The 13,917-nt window shown below is 51.4% G+C and carries 11 protein-coding genes; 10 read left to right on the top strand and 1 reads right to left on the bottom strand.

Features of this window, described 5'->3' with window-relative positions:
* The first annotated feature begins 35 nt into the window (after positions 1-35).
* From pth to MHB80_RS00265, 4 genes are all read left to right on the top strand, one after another.
* A complete protein-coding gene (pth, locus tag MHB80_RS00250) occupies positions 36-596 on the top strand; it encodes an aminoacyl-tRNA hydrolase (RefSeq protein WP_341280318.1) in 561 nt (186 codons plus the stop codon).
* Positions 597-724: 128 nt separating this feature from the next.
* Positions 725-958: an anti-sigma-F factor Fin family protein gene (locus tag MHB80_RS00255; RefSeq protein WP_341280319.1), complete on the top strand. Its 234-nt coding sequence runs from the start codon at positions 725-727 to the stop codon at positions 956-958.
* 249 nt (positions 959-1,207) lie between these two features.
* Positions 1,208-4,735 (top strand): transcription-repair coupling factor, encoded by a 3,528-nt coding sequence (gene mfd, locus MHB80_RS00260; protein WP_341280320.1) that lies wholly within the window; start codon positions 1,208-1,210, stop codon positions 4,733-4,735.
* 77 nt (positions 4,736-4,812) lie between these two features.
* The gene (locus MHB80_RS00265; protein WP_341280321.1) at positions 4,813-5,970 is read left to right on the top strand and encodes a peptidylprolyl isomerase; all 1,158 of its coding nucleotides are present in this window, start codon (positions 4,813-4,815) and stop codon (positions 5,968-5,970) included.
* 107 nt (positions 5,971-6,077) lie between these two features.
* Here the strand turns inward: MHB80_RS00265 and MHB80_RS00270 are convergent, their stop codons facing one another.
* Positions 6,078-6,962, bottom strand: coding sequence for an AraC family transcriptional regulator (locus MHB80_RS00270; protein WP_341280322.1), 885 nt, complete (start codon positions 6,960-6,962; stop codon positions 6,078-6,080).
* Between the two features lie 158 nt (positions 6,963-7,120).
* Here MHB80_RS00270 and MHB80_RS00275 point away from each other — a divergent pair, with 158 nt between their 5' ends.
* The 6 genes from MHB80_RS00275 to urtE all read left to right on the top strand — a co-directional run bounded on the left by MHB80_RS00275 (position 7,121) and on the right by urtE (position 13,839).
* Positions 7,121-8,521: an MATE family efflux transporter gene (locus MHB80_RS00275; RefSeq protein WP_341280323.1), complete on the top strand. Its 1,401-nt coding sequence runs from the start codon at positions 7,121-7,123 to the stop codon at positions 8,519-8,521.
* Positions 8,522-9,011: 490 nt separating this feature from the next.
* Positions 9,012-10,274 (top strand): urea ABC transporter substrate-binding protein, encoded by a 1,263-nt coding sequence (urtA, locus tag MHB80_RS00280; protein ID WP_341280324.1) that lies wholly within the window; start codon positions 9,012-9,014, stop codon positions 10,272-10,274.
* Between the two features lie 108 nt (positions 10,275-10,382).
* Positions 10,383-11,288 (top strand): urea ABC transporter permease subunit UrtB, encoded by a 906-nt coding sequence (urtB, locus tag MHB80_RS00285; protein WP_341280325.1) that lies wholly within the window; start codon positions 10,383-10,385, stop codon positions 11,286-11,288.
* A gap of 26 nt (positions 11,289-11,314) precedes the next feature.
* Positions 11,315-12,400: an urea ABC transporter permease subunit UrtC gene (urtC, locus tag MHB80_RS00290; RefSeq protein WP_341282812.1), complete on the top strand. Its 1,086-nt coding sequence runs from the start codon at positions 11,315-11,317 to the stop codon at positions 12,398-12,400.
* Positions 12,369-13,148, top strand: a complete 780-nt coding sequence (gene urtD / locus MHB80_RS00295) for an urea ABC transporter ATP-binding protein UrtD (protein ID WP_341280326.1) — start codon at positions 12,369-12,371, stop codon at positions 13,146-13,148. The genes urtC and urtD overlap by 32 nt, the downstream gene beginning before the upstream one ends.
* Positions 13,126-13,839, top strand: a complete 714-nt coding sequence (gene urtE, locus MHB80_RS00300) for an urea ABC transporter ATP-binding subunit UrtE (RefSeq protein WP_341280327.1) — start codon at positions 13,126-13,128, stop codon at positions 13,837-13,839. Before urtD ends, urtE begins: the two co-directional genes overlap by 23 nt.
* Positions 13,840-13,917 lie beyond the last annotated feature (78 nt).

The raw sequence follows: 13,917 nt of genomic DNA on the forward strand, positions 1-13,917 counted from the left end.
ATAAGGATCGAGACAGCAAGGAGTGAAAGACCGCTATGAAATGGATTGTGGGACTCGGCAACCCTGGATCGCAATATCAGGGCACGAGGCACAACGTTGGATTTATGGTTATTGATGAGCTCGCACGGCGATGGGGCATCCAAGTGACGCAAAGTAAATGCAAAGCGCTGATTGGCGAGGGCAATGTGAATGGTACGAAGGTTGTGCTGATCAAGCCGATGACGTATATGAATTTATCTGGTGAGTCGGTGCGTTCGTTCATCGATTATTTTAAATCCGATGTGACCGAAGGGCTCGTCGTATACGATGATCTCGATACAGAGGTTGGGCGTATCCGTCTTCGTTTCCAAGGTGGCCCCGGCGGACATAATGGTATTAAATCTCTTATTGCGCATTTAGGCACGCAGACGTTTGACCGGATTCGCATGGGGATTACACGTCCGCAGCCCGGCGGCAACATCGCCGACTACGTGTTGTCCAATTTTCCGAAAAACGAGCAGGAGCAGTTGAAAACGATGATTGATCAGGCTTGCGATGCAGCGGAGTTTTCACTGAAAGCGTCGTTCGAGGAGACGATGGCGAAGTTTAATCGCTAATTTGGTGAAAAAGGCCAAGCTGTTCATGCCGTGCTGGCTCTTTTTCCCGATACTGCTATAGAACATGCGTAAAATAGGCTAAAGCCGGGCATACTGAAGGGTATAACCATTCTTCAGGAGGCATACATATGGCTGTAAACTATATTTGCAAACACTGCCGTACGGCTATAGGGACGATTGCAGGCGGTGGCGAAATTACCGAGCAGCAGCTCGGTTTCGATTTCTTGACCCTTGAAGAGCGCAGCGATATAATTACGTATGACCAGCACGGAGACGTGACGGTTAAGGTGATTTGCGATTATTGCCGGGAAGCGCTAGAGGCGAATCCTGAGCTGAGCTTAATCGCGAGCCCGTTGCAGTAGAGGGTAAGTCATTTGAAAGCAGCTTGTAAAGGGCATTGAATGAAACACGCCGCGCCACCAAGGACGGCGACAGCCGTTTCACCTTGAGCTCACAAGTAATGTAAGGCCTTGGCGGCTGGCTGAGGCTTCTTTTCGATGATAGCGATTCATACATGCAAAGCGTAGAGCTCACCTTTTTAGGTGGGCGGTTTTGCTTGAAATTTAAGAGTTTATAAGGGGTCTGTTTATAGAAATGGGGTGCCGAGACGATTGAAAGCGTTAATACAGGCTTTTGCGGCTGATCCGGATGTGCAGTCCATAATAGCCGGAATCCGTTCAGGAATGCGCGAGCAAATGGTATCAGGGCTTGCTGGTTCATCCAGACAAGTGCTAATGGCCGCAGTGAAAGAAGAGATAGACCGTCCGATGCTTGTCGTGACACATAATATGTTTTCAGCGCAGAAAATTGCGGAGGATCTTCAGGAATGCTTCTCCTCGGATACTGTGCTGCTCTATCCCGCTAATGAGCTGGTAGCTGCCGAATCGGCGATCTCTAGTCCTGAGACGCTGGCGCAGCGAATGGACGTGCTGATCAAGCTGTCCGAAGGCTTCCGCGGGATTGTTGTCGTGCCATTTTCCGGTGTGCGGCGCTACTTGCCTGTACGCGGCGTTATGGCAGAGGCGAAAATTACGATTAGCGTAGGCGATGTTCTGCCGATTGACAGCTTCCTGCGAAAAATGACCGGGCTGGGCTACATTCGCGTAGACCGCGTTGAATCTCGTGGTGAAATGAGCGTACGCGGGGGAATCGTCGATTTTTACCCGTTGACTGAGGCTTCCGCTTACCGGATTGAATGGTTCGGAGATGATGTCGATTCCATTCGGACATTTGACGCCGCTGACCAGCGGTCGCAAGGCAATATGCAGACGTATACGGTTCCGCCGTGCCAGGAAATTGTTGCGAGCGCAGAGCGCTTTGCATCAGCAGCTAGCCATGCGGCGGCCTTGCTGGAGCAGCAGCTTGGCAAAATGTCCGATCGTACGGCGAAGGAGCGCCTTCGCTTGGAAATCGGCAGCGAACTGGAGAAGCTGCGCGAGCATATGTATTTCACCGATATTTATAAATATATTTCCCTGCTGTATCCGGAACGCCAGACCATTATGGATTATATGGCGGAAGATACGCTGCTTATTATGGATGAGCCTACCCGCTTGATCGAAACGGCGAAGCAGCTGGAGCGTGATGAGGCGGAATGGGCGACCCATTTGCTGCAAAGCGGCAAATCGCTGCCAGGCTTTGAGCTTGCGTGCAAGTCGGAGGAAGTTTTGTATGGTAAGCGGTTTCCTACCTTGTTCTTATCCCTGTTTTTAAGGCAAATTCCGCATTCGCAGCCGCAAAATATTCTCAATATGACGAGCCGGGCGATGCAAAACTTCCACGGACAAATGAATGTGCTCAAGGCTGAGATGGACCGCTGGCGCAAAATTGGGGCTAACGTGCTCATGCTGGCCGGAAATGCGGAACGCATGGAGCGCATGCGCCGCGTGCTGTTCGATTACAATATTGAGCCGCCTACGCTGCTGGAAGGCAACCTGCAATCTGGTTTCGAGCTGCCCTCTTCGCATCTGGTCGTCATTACAGAAGGAGAGATGTTCTCCCAGAAGCAGCGCAAGGCGCGCCGTATCGACAAGAAGATAGACAATGCCGAGCGGATCAAGAGCTATACCGAGCTGAAGGTTGGCGACTATGTCGTGCATCAGAACCATGGCATCGGCAAATATGTCGGCATCGGAACGCTGGAAATTGCGGGCATTCATAAGGACTATTTGCACATCGTATACGCAGGCGGAGATAAGCTCTCTGTTCCGATTGAACAAGTCGATATGATTCAGAAATATGTCGGCAATGAGGAAAAAGAGCCGAAGATCAATAAGCTGGGCGGCAGCGAGTGGACAAGGGCGAAAAGCAAGGTGCAGTCGTCGGTTAAGGACATTGCCGATGACTTGATCAAGCTGTATGCGCAGCGCCAATCGGCGCCGGGCTTCGCCTTTGGACAGGATACCGCTTACCAGAACGAGTTTGAGGAAATGTTTCCTTACGATGAGACGCGGGATCAGCTGCGTGCCATCGAGGAAATCAAACGGGATATGGAGAAGCCGATGCCAATGGATCGTTTGCTATGCGGCGATGTGGGCTACGGCAAGACGGAGGTTGCTGTACGGGCCGCATTTAAGGCGGCTATTGAGGGCAAGCAGGTTGCGATTCTCGTGCCGACTACCATTCTTGCGCAGCAGCACTATGAGACGTTCCGCGAGCGTTTCTCCGGGTATCCGTTCAATATTCAAGTGCTGAGTCGTTTCCGCTCCCGCAAGGAGCAAAACGATACGATGAAGGGCCTCAAAGCCGGTACCGTCGATGTTGTCATTGGCACGCACAGGCTGCTGTCGCAGGACATTGTGTTCAAGGATCTGGGCCTGCTGATTGTCGATGAGGAGCAGCGGTTTGGTGTATCGCATAAAGAGAAGCTCAAGAAGCTGAAAAATAACGTCGATGTGCTGACGCTTACGGCAACACCGATTCCGCGTACCCTGCATATGTCGATGCTGGGCGTTCGCGATTTATCGGTTATTGAGACGCCGCCAGAAAATCGTTTCCCAGTACAGACGTATGTGGTCGAATACAACACTGCGCTTGTCAGAGAGTCGATTGAGCGTGAATTAGCCCGTGGCGGCCAAGTCTATTACTTGTACAATCGCGTTCAGGGAATCTACCAAATGGCGGAGTTGATTTCAGAGCTGGTGCCGGATGCGAAGGTAGCGGTCGGCCATGGGCAAATGTCGGAGCAGGAGCTGGAGAAGACGATACTCGACTTCCTCGACGGCGAATCCGATGTGCTGGTCAGCACGAGCATTATTGAGACGGGCGTTGATATTCCGAACGTCAATACGCTCATTGTCCATGATTCGGATAAAATGGGCCTGTCGCAGCTTTATCAGCTGCGGGGACGGGTTGGCCGCTCCAATCGGATCGCATATGCCTATTTCACCTACCAGCGCGATAAGGTGCTGACGGAAGTCGCAGAGAAACGTCTGCAATCCATTAAGGAGTTTACGGAGCTTGGCTCCGGGTTCAAAATCGCGATGCGCGACCTTGCGATTCGCGGTGCCGGCAACTTGCTGGGCGCAGAGCAGCATGGTTTTATTGCGTCGGTCGGCTTTGACTTGTACTCGCAAATGCTTGCCGATGAGATTGGCAAGCGCAAGGCGGAGCTCGATGGCGCTCCTGTGCAGGAAAGTAGAGTCGTCAGTACGCTCATTGATGTCAGCGTAGATGCTTACCTGCCATCCGATTATATTTATGACAGCATTCAGAAGATTGAGATTTACAAGAAGGTGGCATCCGTTCGCTCCTTCGATGAGGCGGAGGATTTGACCGAGGAAATCATCGACCGTTTCGGCAATCTGCCGCAGGCGGTAGATAATCTGATGACGGTGGCAAAATTGAAGGTGTATGGCGCGATGTATGGCATTGAGCAGATTAGCCAGCGCAATGATGAACTCGTCGTTCGATATGCTGCCGCCGAGAAGAAGAGGATCGATAGAAAGCAGGTCGACAAGCTGTGCCTGCATTTTGAAAATCGCTTCCACCAAGGCAGCTCGCTGGAGGACAATCCGGTAGTTACCCTTCGAGGCAAAGGACTGGATATGGATCAGCGTCTGCTGCTGCTTGAGCAGTTCTTGAAGCGTTACGCTGATGCACGAATTGTGAAGGAGGAGCTGCAGGATACAGCTCCTTGATTTCCTGTAAATTCGCAATAGGGCCCACATATCTGTTACAATACAATCAACTTTATGATTTGAGAGGAGATTTATTAATGTTGCACAACACACGCAAATCGACATGGCGCAGAATGGCTCTGCTCGTAGTCGCGGCCGTGCTGGTCATGTCGGTTTTGGCGGCTTGCGGCTCGAAGAAAGAAGAAGGAAACGGTACAGCGTTCAGCGGTACAAGCGAAGGAGCGACTGTTGCTACTTATAAAGGCGATGGCAAAGTAACAGAGGCTGAATTCAACAAGTATTTGGCGGTATTTAATTTCTTGCAGCCAGGCTATGAGTCCGTAACGGCTCTGCCACAATTCCAGGAGCAATTGCTGCAGCAGTACATTGCTTACAAAATTTTGGCGGCTCAAGCAAGCGAAGAAACGGTGAAGCAGGCTGCTACAGATACGGACAAGCAGTTTGCGGATTTTGAAGCGGCACTGGAGCAGCAAGCCGAACTGAAAACGCAGCTGGAAGCGAAAAAAATCACGAACAGCGATGTAAAAACCTACATGAAGCTGATGCTGGTAGTCGTAGATCACATGAAATCCAAAGTGACCGACGAGGAGCTTAAGAAAGAGTTCGAAACGAATATTGCCAAATATTCGACTGTGACGCTCCGTCATATTCTAGTTGCTACTTCCGAGACAGATCCGGAAACGAAAGAAACGAAGGAACTGCGCACGAAAGCAGAAGCGCTGAAAATCGCCAAAGAAGTAAAAGCGAAGCTGGATGAAGGCGGCGACTGGGCGGCTCTTGCTAAGGTCTATTCAGATGATCCAGGATCGAAAGAGTCTGGCGGCCAATATGCAAATGCAAAGCCAGGCGACTGGGTTGAAAACTTCAAAAATGCTGCTATGACGCAAAAAATCGGCGTTATCGGCGATCCAGTAGAAACCGAATACGGCTATCATGTCATTCTGGTTGAGAAACGCGATGAGCTGACGTATGACAAGCTTGATGATACGACGAAAGAAGCAGTAGAGAGTGCTGTAGCTTACAGCCACATGAGCACTTTCATGAGCGAAGATATGAAAAATCAAGAAGTGAAAATTACGCTGCCAGAGCAATCTCCTGCACCAGGTGCAGAGCAATCCCCAGCAGCAAGCGACGATGCGAAAGCAACTGATGATGCTGCGGCATCGCAAGAGCCGGCTGCATCGGCTTCACCTAGCGCATCGGTAGAACCGTCCGCATCGCCTGCAGCGAAGTAATAAACGCCTATCGCACATGCGATGAGTGTATAGAATAAGCAAAATCCCCATGTCCAGCTAACTAGCTGGGCATGGGGATTTTTGCTGTGTACGCTTGGTGCGCGCGTTTAGCCATGCGAGAAGCGCTGGCGGTATTGGCGCGGCGAGAGCCCCTCATAGCGCGAGAAGCAGGAGGTGAAATAGGCAGGCTGATTGAAGCCGACCTCCTCGCCAATGCGGGCGACTGCAAGGTCGGTTTGAAGCAGAAGCAGCTTCGCCTGTTCCAAGCGGAAGCGCATTAAATAATCGAAGGGCGCGCAGCCGAACTCTTTTTGCATGCATCTGGCAATGTAGACGGAATGGAAGTTAACCGCCTCGCTTAGCTCCTGCGCCGTTATGTTATCGCGGTAGTGCTCACGCAAATACGAGGCGGCTTGCTCGGCACAATGCGCGGAGGGAGAAGGTCCGGCTACCTCCAAGGAGGCAGACAGCTGCTCCATAATTTCTTGAAAAGCGAGCTGCTGCTTCCATTTGACGCCGGAAATATGATCATTCGTATTCAGCTGCACGAGCTGCCGCAGCAGGCTGTCCATACGCGTAGGCTGGAGCAGCCTCGCAAATTGCGGGAGTTGTTTTGTAAAGGTTGGCATCGTGTAAAAGTTATTGTTTTGTATACGCTCGAGGCTGCTGCCGCCAGGCTGTTGATCGGCGAGCCTTTCTGAAACACTCCATGCTCCGGTCGTCTGAAAATGTATCCAGTAGTAAGCCGTGGTTTCTTGGCAGGCCTTCGTCGCGTAATGGTAGGCATCAGGCCGCAAAATGAGCGCATGACCACCACGCACCTCATATTCTCGCTCTTCTTCCCCGATATAAAGGCAGCCCTTATTCACGACGAGCAGGTCGAACACGCCAATATTTTTTCTGCTCGGGTGCTTTCGTCCTGCCGGGGCGATGGAAAGACCGCCTATAATGTAATGGGGAAGCGGGGGAATCGTCAAATGAATCATCGTCATATGGCCGTGCCTCCTCCTTGTCTTGAAGTTTGTATTTTAATAGTTTCGGTTTTGAAAATGATACATCATGCTCAGTATAGCATCTATAATTTGAGAAGACGAATGACATAAGAGCAACGGATGAGCGAGTAAGGCTGGCTCCAGAGGGAGATAGGAAAATGGCAGTAACGAACAAAAAATTATCGCTGTGGCTGCTGGCATGGCCGATTTTTATTGAGTTGTTTTTACAATTTTTGCTTGGCGCAGCAGACACGCTGATGGTAAGCCGGATATCCGATCAGGCGGTTGCCGTTGTAGGATTCTCCAATCAGCTGTTTCAGGCGCTCACGACGCTGTTTATTACAGTGGCCAGCGGGGCAGGCATACTCATTGCCCAAAAGCTGGGATCACGCAAAAACGAGGAGGCCCGAACGATTGCGATAATGGCGGTCAGTGTGAGCGGCATTATCGGGATTGGGCTGAGCGTCGTACTATATACGATGCCGGGGCAAATCGCTTCGCTCCTTAAGCTGCCGGAGCATTTGATGCCGCTTGCTGAAACTTATATTTCTATCGTAGGCGGGGGCATGGTGCTCATTTCCTTGATGGCAGCACTTAGCACGGCGATTCGGAACACCGGCAATACGAAGGGACCGATGTATACAGCCATTGGCATGAACATTATACATGTCGTTCTCAACTATGCGTTTATTTTTGGCGCCTTCGGCTTCCCGGAATGGGGGTTGAAAGGGGTAGCGATATCGACGGTCATCTGTCGTTTGCTTGCCGTCACGGTGCTGTTTGTTATGTTCATGCATGCTTTTGAACGTACGATTCGGGTTCGAGATCTTGCAAATTTCAGCCGCAAGCTGTTTGGTGATGTGCTGCGAATCGGTTGGCCGCTTGGCGTCAATATGTCCTGCTGGGTATTTACACAGCTGCTTATTTATACGTTTTTGGCGATGCTCGGCACGACCGAGCTGGCGGCTCGGACGTATTTAAATACACTGGAATCGTTTTGCTTCATGCTGGGGTATTCCATTGCTTTGGCGGTGCAAATTCAAATTGCTCATTTGTTTGGAGCCGGCCGAATGAAAGAAGCGTATGGCATAGCGTATCGCGCCATGTGGATCGGGCTTGCCATCGTTACGGTCAATGCCACGCTTATCTTCCTATTCGGCAAGCAGCTGCTCGGATTATTTACGGAAAATCGCGAAATTATAGCGCTCGGCGTCTCGCTGCTAGGCCTCAACCTCATTTTGCAGCCAGGAAAAATGGTCAATATGGCGATGGGGAATGCGCTAAATGCAGTCGGTGACACAAGGTTTACGATGTGGAGCTCGCTAATCTCCATGTGGCTCATTGCAACGGCGCTCGCCTACTGGGTCGGCATCGAGCTTGGCTGGGGGCTGCTCGGCATTTATGCTTGCATGATTTTGGATGAGTACATTCGGGGTGCGCTAGCTCTATTTCGCTGGCGGGGGCGGAAATTTCTGCTCAAAGCCGAGCTGCAGAATGAGCTGGAGCATAAGGCTGTACAAGGTACTGTAGCAGCAGGCTCGGGCGCACTTGCAAAGTGAAGACAGGTTCAAAATGTTGGAGTGGCGTTTTAGGCCATTGCATGACAAAGCTAGATGTAGATGTGCCAACAAGAGTTGGAATCAATAAACAAGGAATAGCAGCTATGCGCTAAGCGTGTAGCTGTTTTTTTATGCTTGAGAACAAGAGCTGCGAATGAACAATAGGCATCATCCTTAGTAAAAGCGATTTTGAAGTCTAATTGTATGTTAGATAAAATAACTTAAACATGAAGAGGAAAGCGAGTCAAAACGCATATGAGGCATTGGAATCATATTTAAACTGAATAAATATGTCATAAAAACAAATTTATTGTCGAATAAAACAGAAAAAGAAAAAGTTGTGTTAGATATATTGACATGAGATAAAATGCCAATCTATAATGAACCTGCGAACGTTCCCTCTGGACGAACGATTTATACATAATTTCTCTTAACGTTCGGTTTTAGCTATCTCTTATACAAATAATGCTTAACTTAGGGGAGTGGAGAAATGAAAAACAGAAATTTCATTCAAGCGGGGATTATCGTATTGTTTATTAGCCTAATTGTATCGGCATGCGGGGGAAATAAAGAGACGGCCTCGACAACACCTTCGGAAACGGCGGGGGGAAGCGATGGGTCTGCGTCGTCAGATGGCATTAAGGTAGGTATTCTTCACTCGCTTAGCGGTACGATGGCGATTAGTGAAGTGTCAGTAAGAGATGCAGAGCTGATGGCCATTGAAGAAATTAATGCAGCAGGCGGCGTGCTGGGCAAGCAAATTGTTCCGGTCGTGGAAGATGGAGCATCGGATTGGCCGACCTTTGCCGAGAAAGCCCGCAAGCTGATTTCCGAGGATAAGGTGGCGACGGTGTTCGGGGGATGGACCTCCTCAAGCCGTAAGGCAATGAAGCCGGTATTCGAGGAATTGAACGGCTTGCTCTGGTATCCGGTGCAATATGAGGGGCTGGAGGCATCGCCAAACATTTTCTATACGGGAGCGACGACGAACCAGCAGATTGTGCCGGCTGTAGACTGGCTGCTCGAAAATCGCGGCAAAAAAATGTATCTGCTCGGCTCCGATTATGTATTTCCGCGCACGGCTAATCTGATTATTAAAGAGCAGCTCAAGGCTAAGGGCGGCGAGCTGGTAGGCGAGGAATATACGCCGCTTGGACATACGGATTACAGTACCATTATTAGCAAAATCAAAGAAGCGAAGCCGGACATCGTTTTTAATACGCTGAATGGCGACAGCAACGTCGCTTTCTTCAAGCAGTTGAAGGATGCAGGCATTTCTGCCCAGGATTTGACGACATTGTCAGTATCGGTAGCGGAGGAGGAAATCCGCGGCATTGGGGTTGATGTGCTGGAAGGGCATTTGGCGGCATGGAACTACTATCAGACGACAGATACGCCGGCCAATGCGGCTTTTGTAGCCAATTATAAGAAGAAATACGGGGAGGATCGGGTGACGGCTGACCCTATTGAGGCTGGATACACAGCGGTGTATTTGTGGAAGGCGGCCGTAGAGAAGGCGGGCTCCACTGATGTTGCCAAAGTAAAGGAAGCGGCGAAGGAGCTGGACTGGGATGCGCCGGAAGGCAAGGTACGCATTGACGGGGAGACGCAGCATATTTACAAAACGGTAAGGATTGGCGAGGTTCAAGCGGATGGACAGTTCAAGGAGCTGTGGAATTCTGGCGAAGCGGTGAAGCCGGACCCTTATTTGAAAAGCTATGAATGGGCAGCGAGCATTCAGCCATCCGAATAGAAAGCTTAGGCGCATGCTCTCGGAATGCTTGCGGGCATGAAATGCCTACCTATTGCAGCAGCGGGATAATGGCGATGGCGCAAGCCATCGCAGGAGGTGGAGAGCGGGATGGACGTATTTATTTTGCAGCTGTTCAATGGCATTAGCGTAAGCTCGATATTGCTGCTGATTGCACTGGGGCTGGCGATTACATTTGGCTTAATGAAGGTCATTAATATGGCCCATGGCGAGCTGATTATGATTGGCGCTTATTCCACCTATTTGACGCAAAATCTGTTTCACGCCTATATGCCGGGCTCCTGGTTCAACTGGTACTTTGTTCTATCGATTCCAGCGAGCTTCCTGATTGCATTTTTGTTTGGACTTCTGCTTGAAGTCAGTCTGATTCGCCATCTGTATGGCAGGCCGCTTGACAGCTTGCTTGCAACCTGGGGCGTTGGCCTTGTGCTTCAGCAGCTGGCACGGTCCATTTTCGGCGCTCCCAATGTGGCGGTGACCAGCCCATCTTGGCTGAATGGCGGCATGCGCATATTGAACGATCTCGTGCTTCCATACAAAAGGCTGTTCATCGTCGGCTTGGTCGCGGCCTGTCTGATCGCCATGTACTTCTATATTTACCGCAGCCTTGAAGGCAGGCGCATGCGTGCCGTTATGCAAAATCGCGATATGGCGGCATGCCTTGGCGTATCGACCCGTCGCGTAGACGCAATGACCTTTGCGATTGGCTCAGGCATTGCAGGAATTGCGGGCTGTGCTCTAACGCTGTTAGGGCCGATTGGGCCTTCTCTGGGCACCTATTATATTGTTGATGCATTCATGGTTGTCGTGCTTGGGGGTGTCGGCAAGCTGGTTGGTACAGTGCTTGGCGCGCTCGGCATCGGCGTGTTTAATACAATGTTTGAATATTGGACGAATGCTTCGCTCGGCAAGGTGCTGGTGTTCCTGTGTATCGTGGCATTTCTGCAATGGCGTCCTTCCGGGTTTGTGGCAATGCGCACACGCTCGCTTGATTAATAGAGAAAGGGGTGATGGGTGTGAAAATAGAGCAGCGAAGGTTATCACCCCAGCGTTTGTGGATTTTGGCAGGTTATGCAGCTGCGGCCGTGGCGTTGTTCTCGGCGCCGATGTTTTTAAGTGATTTTCGCCTCAACCTGCTGGCAAAATTTCTTGCTTTTGCTATTGTGGCGCTGGGGCTGGACTTAATTTGGGGCTACACGGGCATTCTTAGTCTGGGCCATGGCATTTTCTTCGGGATCGGTGCCTATGCGATGGCGATGTACTTGAAGCTGGAGGCAAGCGGCGGGAAGCTGCCGGATTTTATGGGCTGGAGCGGGCTCAAGGAGCTGCCGCTGTTCTGGCAGCCATTCAGCAGCTTTGGCTTTGCGGTAGCTATGGGTATTGTCATGCCCGCGCTGCTGGCGCTATTTCTCGGCTTTTTCACCTTTCGCAATCGCATTCGCGGTGTATATTTCACGATTTTGACGCAGGCATTGGTCATTATTACGACGACGCTGCTCGTCGGACAGCAGGCTTTTACAGGCGGGACGAACGGCGTAACGGGGTTTGGCAAAATATTAGGCGCTTCGCTCGCCTCCCCTGATACGAAGCGAATTTTATATTTTGTTACGGTGCTGGTGTTGATTGCGGTTTTTGTAGCATGCCGTTATGTCGTCGGCAGCCGCTTCGGCAAGGTGCTCCGCGCCATTCGCGATGGAGAAAATCGCGTGCGCTTCATCGGTTACAACCCTGCGATGTATCAAATGGCTATTTTCACTTTATCTGCCGCGTTTGCGGGTATCGCGGGCATGCTGTTTGTGCTCCATGTTGGCATTATTTCGCCTTCCATGATGGGCATCGTGCCCTCCATTGAAATGGTGCTGTGGGTGGCCATTGGCGGGCGCGGCACATTAATTGGAGCGGCGCTGGGCGCTGTATTGCTCAATTGGGCAAAAAGCGAATTCAGCACCTCCTATCCCGAGGGCTGGACGTATTTTCTCGGCGCAATGTTTGTCATCGTTGTAGTATTCCTGCCGAATGGCCTAACGGGACTGCTTGGCAAAATCAAGCTCGGCAAAAAACGGAGGGTGACGAAAAATGAGCCAACCATCGAGTATCCTGCAATGTAATGACGTGACGGTGGAATTTGACGGTTTTAAAGCGATTCAGGGCATGAGCCTCAACTTGGAAAAAGGGGAGCTGCGCTTCCTGATCGGTCCGAACGGCGCGGGCAAAACGACGATGCTGGATGTTATTTGCGGCAAAGTCCGTCCATCAACGGGGCAGGTCACATTCAATGGCGATATCGATATTACGCGAAAAAAAGAGCATCAAATTGCCGAGCTGGGCATCGGGCGCAAGTTCCAGGCTCCTTCGATTTTCCCCTCCATGACCGTGCTGGAAAATCTGGAGATCGCACTGCGTCAGCGGCGCGGCGTGTTCGCTACACTGTTTGCGAGGGTGCAGGCAGAAGAACAGAAGCGGATGAGACGGCAGCTGGAGATGATCGGGCTGTCCGATCAAGAGGATAGCCGTGCAGGCGGGCTGTCGCATGGCGAGAAGCAGTGGCTGGAAATCGGCATGATGCTGCTGCAGGAGCCGGATATTTTGCTGCTCGATGAGCCGGTGGCTGGGATGACCGATAAGGAGACGGATAAGACGGGGGAGCTGCTTCAGGAAATTGCCCGGGAACGCTCCGTCGTCGTCGTCGAGCATGATATGGAGTTTGTGCGCAGCTTTGCGAGCAAGGTGACGGTCATGCATGAAGGCAAGCTGCTCAAGGAAGGCACGATGGAGGATGTGCAGCGGGATGATCGGGTAGCCGAAGTGTATTTGGGGAAAAGGCGGGATGCGGATGCTAGCCGTTCGACAGCTTGAGGCCGGGTACGGGGAAAGCATTATTTTGCGCGATGTATCCTTAAAGGTGGAGCCGGGTCAGGTTGTATGCCTACTCGGTCGTAACGGCGTCGGGAAAACGACGTTGATGAAAAGCATTATGGGGCTGCTGAAAGCGCGGCAGGGTACGGTGGCTTATAAAGGCGTGGATCTGACGAAGCGCGCACCGGGCAGAAGGGCGAAGAGCGGCATGGGATACGTGCCGCAGGGAAGAGAGATTTTCGGACAGCTCACGGTATACGAAAATATTTTGATCGGCTTGGAGGCTGCGCCGCGCGAGGGGCGAGGGCGTGGACAGGCGAATATGATCCCGCCCGCTGCCATTGCGAAATTTCCGGTGCTGCCGGAAATGTATGCGCGGCGCGGCGGCGATCTCAGCGGCGGACAGCAGCAGCAGCTTGCTTTCGCCAGAGCGCTCGCTTCGCAGCCCTCTCTGCTGCTGCTCGATGAGCCTTGCGAGGGCATTCAGCCCTCCATCGTGGATGATATCCGCGAGGTCATTCGTTCCATTAAGGCGGATGGCCAGACGGCGATCCTGCTCGTTGAGCAGAGCCTCGATTTTGTAAAAAGCGTAGGCGATTATTTTTATATTTTGGAAAAGGGCGCTATCGCTTGGGAAGGAACGCTCGCGCAGTTGAGCAACGACGTGATCAAGAAATATTTGACGGTATAATACCACGATTCATCTCATACCTCGATTTTGACAGCCCCGCCTCAAATCAGATAATAAGGGATAAAAGAGAAAAAAGAG

The sequence above is a fragment of the Paenibacillus sp. FSL H8-0537 genome, from assembly GCF_038051995.1.
Taxonomy (GTDB): domain Bacteria; phylum Bacillota; class Bacilli; order Paenibacillales; family Paenibacillaceae; genus Pristimantibacillus.

Coding starts and splice junctions, on each gene's coding strand:
- MHB80_RS00255 (WP_341280319.1), top strand. CDS start 725: ATGGCTGTAAACTATATTTGCAAACACTGCCGTACGGCTATAGGGACG.
- urtA (WP_341280324.1), top strand. CDS start 9,012: ATGAAAAACAGAAATTTCATTCAAGCGGGGATTATCGTATTGTTTATT.
- pth (WP_341280318.1), top strand. CDS start 36: ATGAAATGGATTGTGGGACTCGGCAACCCTGGATCGCAATATCAGGGC.
- MHB80_RS00275 (WP_341280323.1), top strand. CDS start 7,121: ATGGCAGTAACGAACAAAAAATTATCGCTGTGGCTGCTGGCATGGCCG.
- MHB80_RS00270 (WP_341280322.1), bottom strand. CDS start 6,962: ATGACGATGATTCATTTGACGATTCCCCCGCTTCCCCATTACATTATA.
- urtD (WP_341280326.1), top strand. CDS start 12,369: ATGAGCCAACCATCGAGTATCCTGCAATGTAATGACGTGACGGTGGAA.
- urtE (WP_341280327.1), top strand. CDS start 13,126: ATGCTAGCCGTTCGACAGCTTGAGGCCGGGTACGGGGAAAGCATTATT.
- MHB80_RS00265 (WP_341280321.1), top strand. CDS start 4,813: ATGTTGCACAACACACGCAAATCGACATGGCGCAGAATGGCTCTGCTC.
- urtB (WP_341280325.1), top strand. CDS start 10,383: ATGGACGTATTTATTTTGCAGCTGTTCAATGGCATTAGCGTAAGCTCG.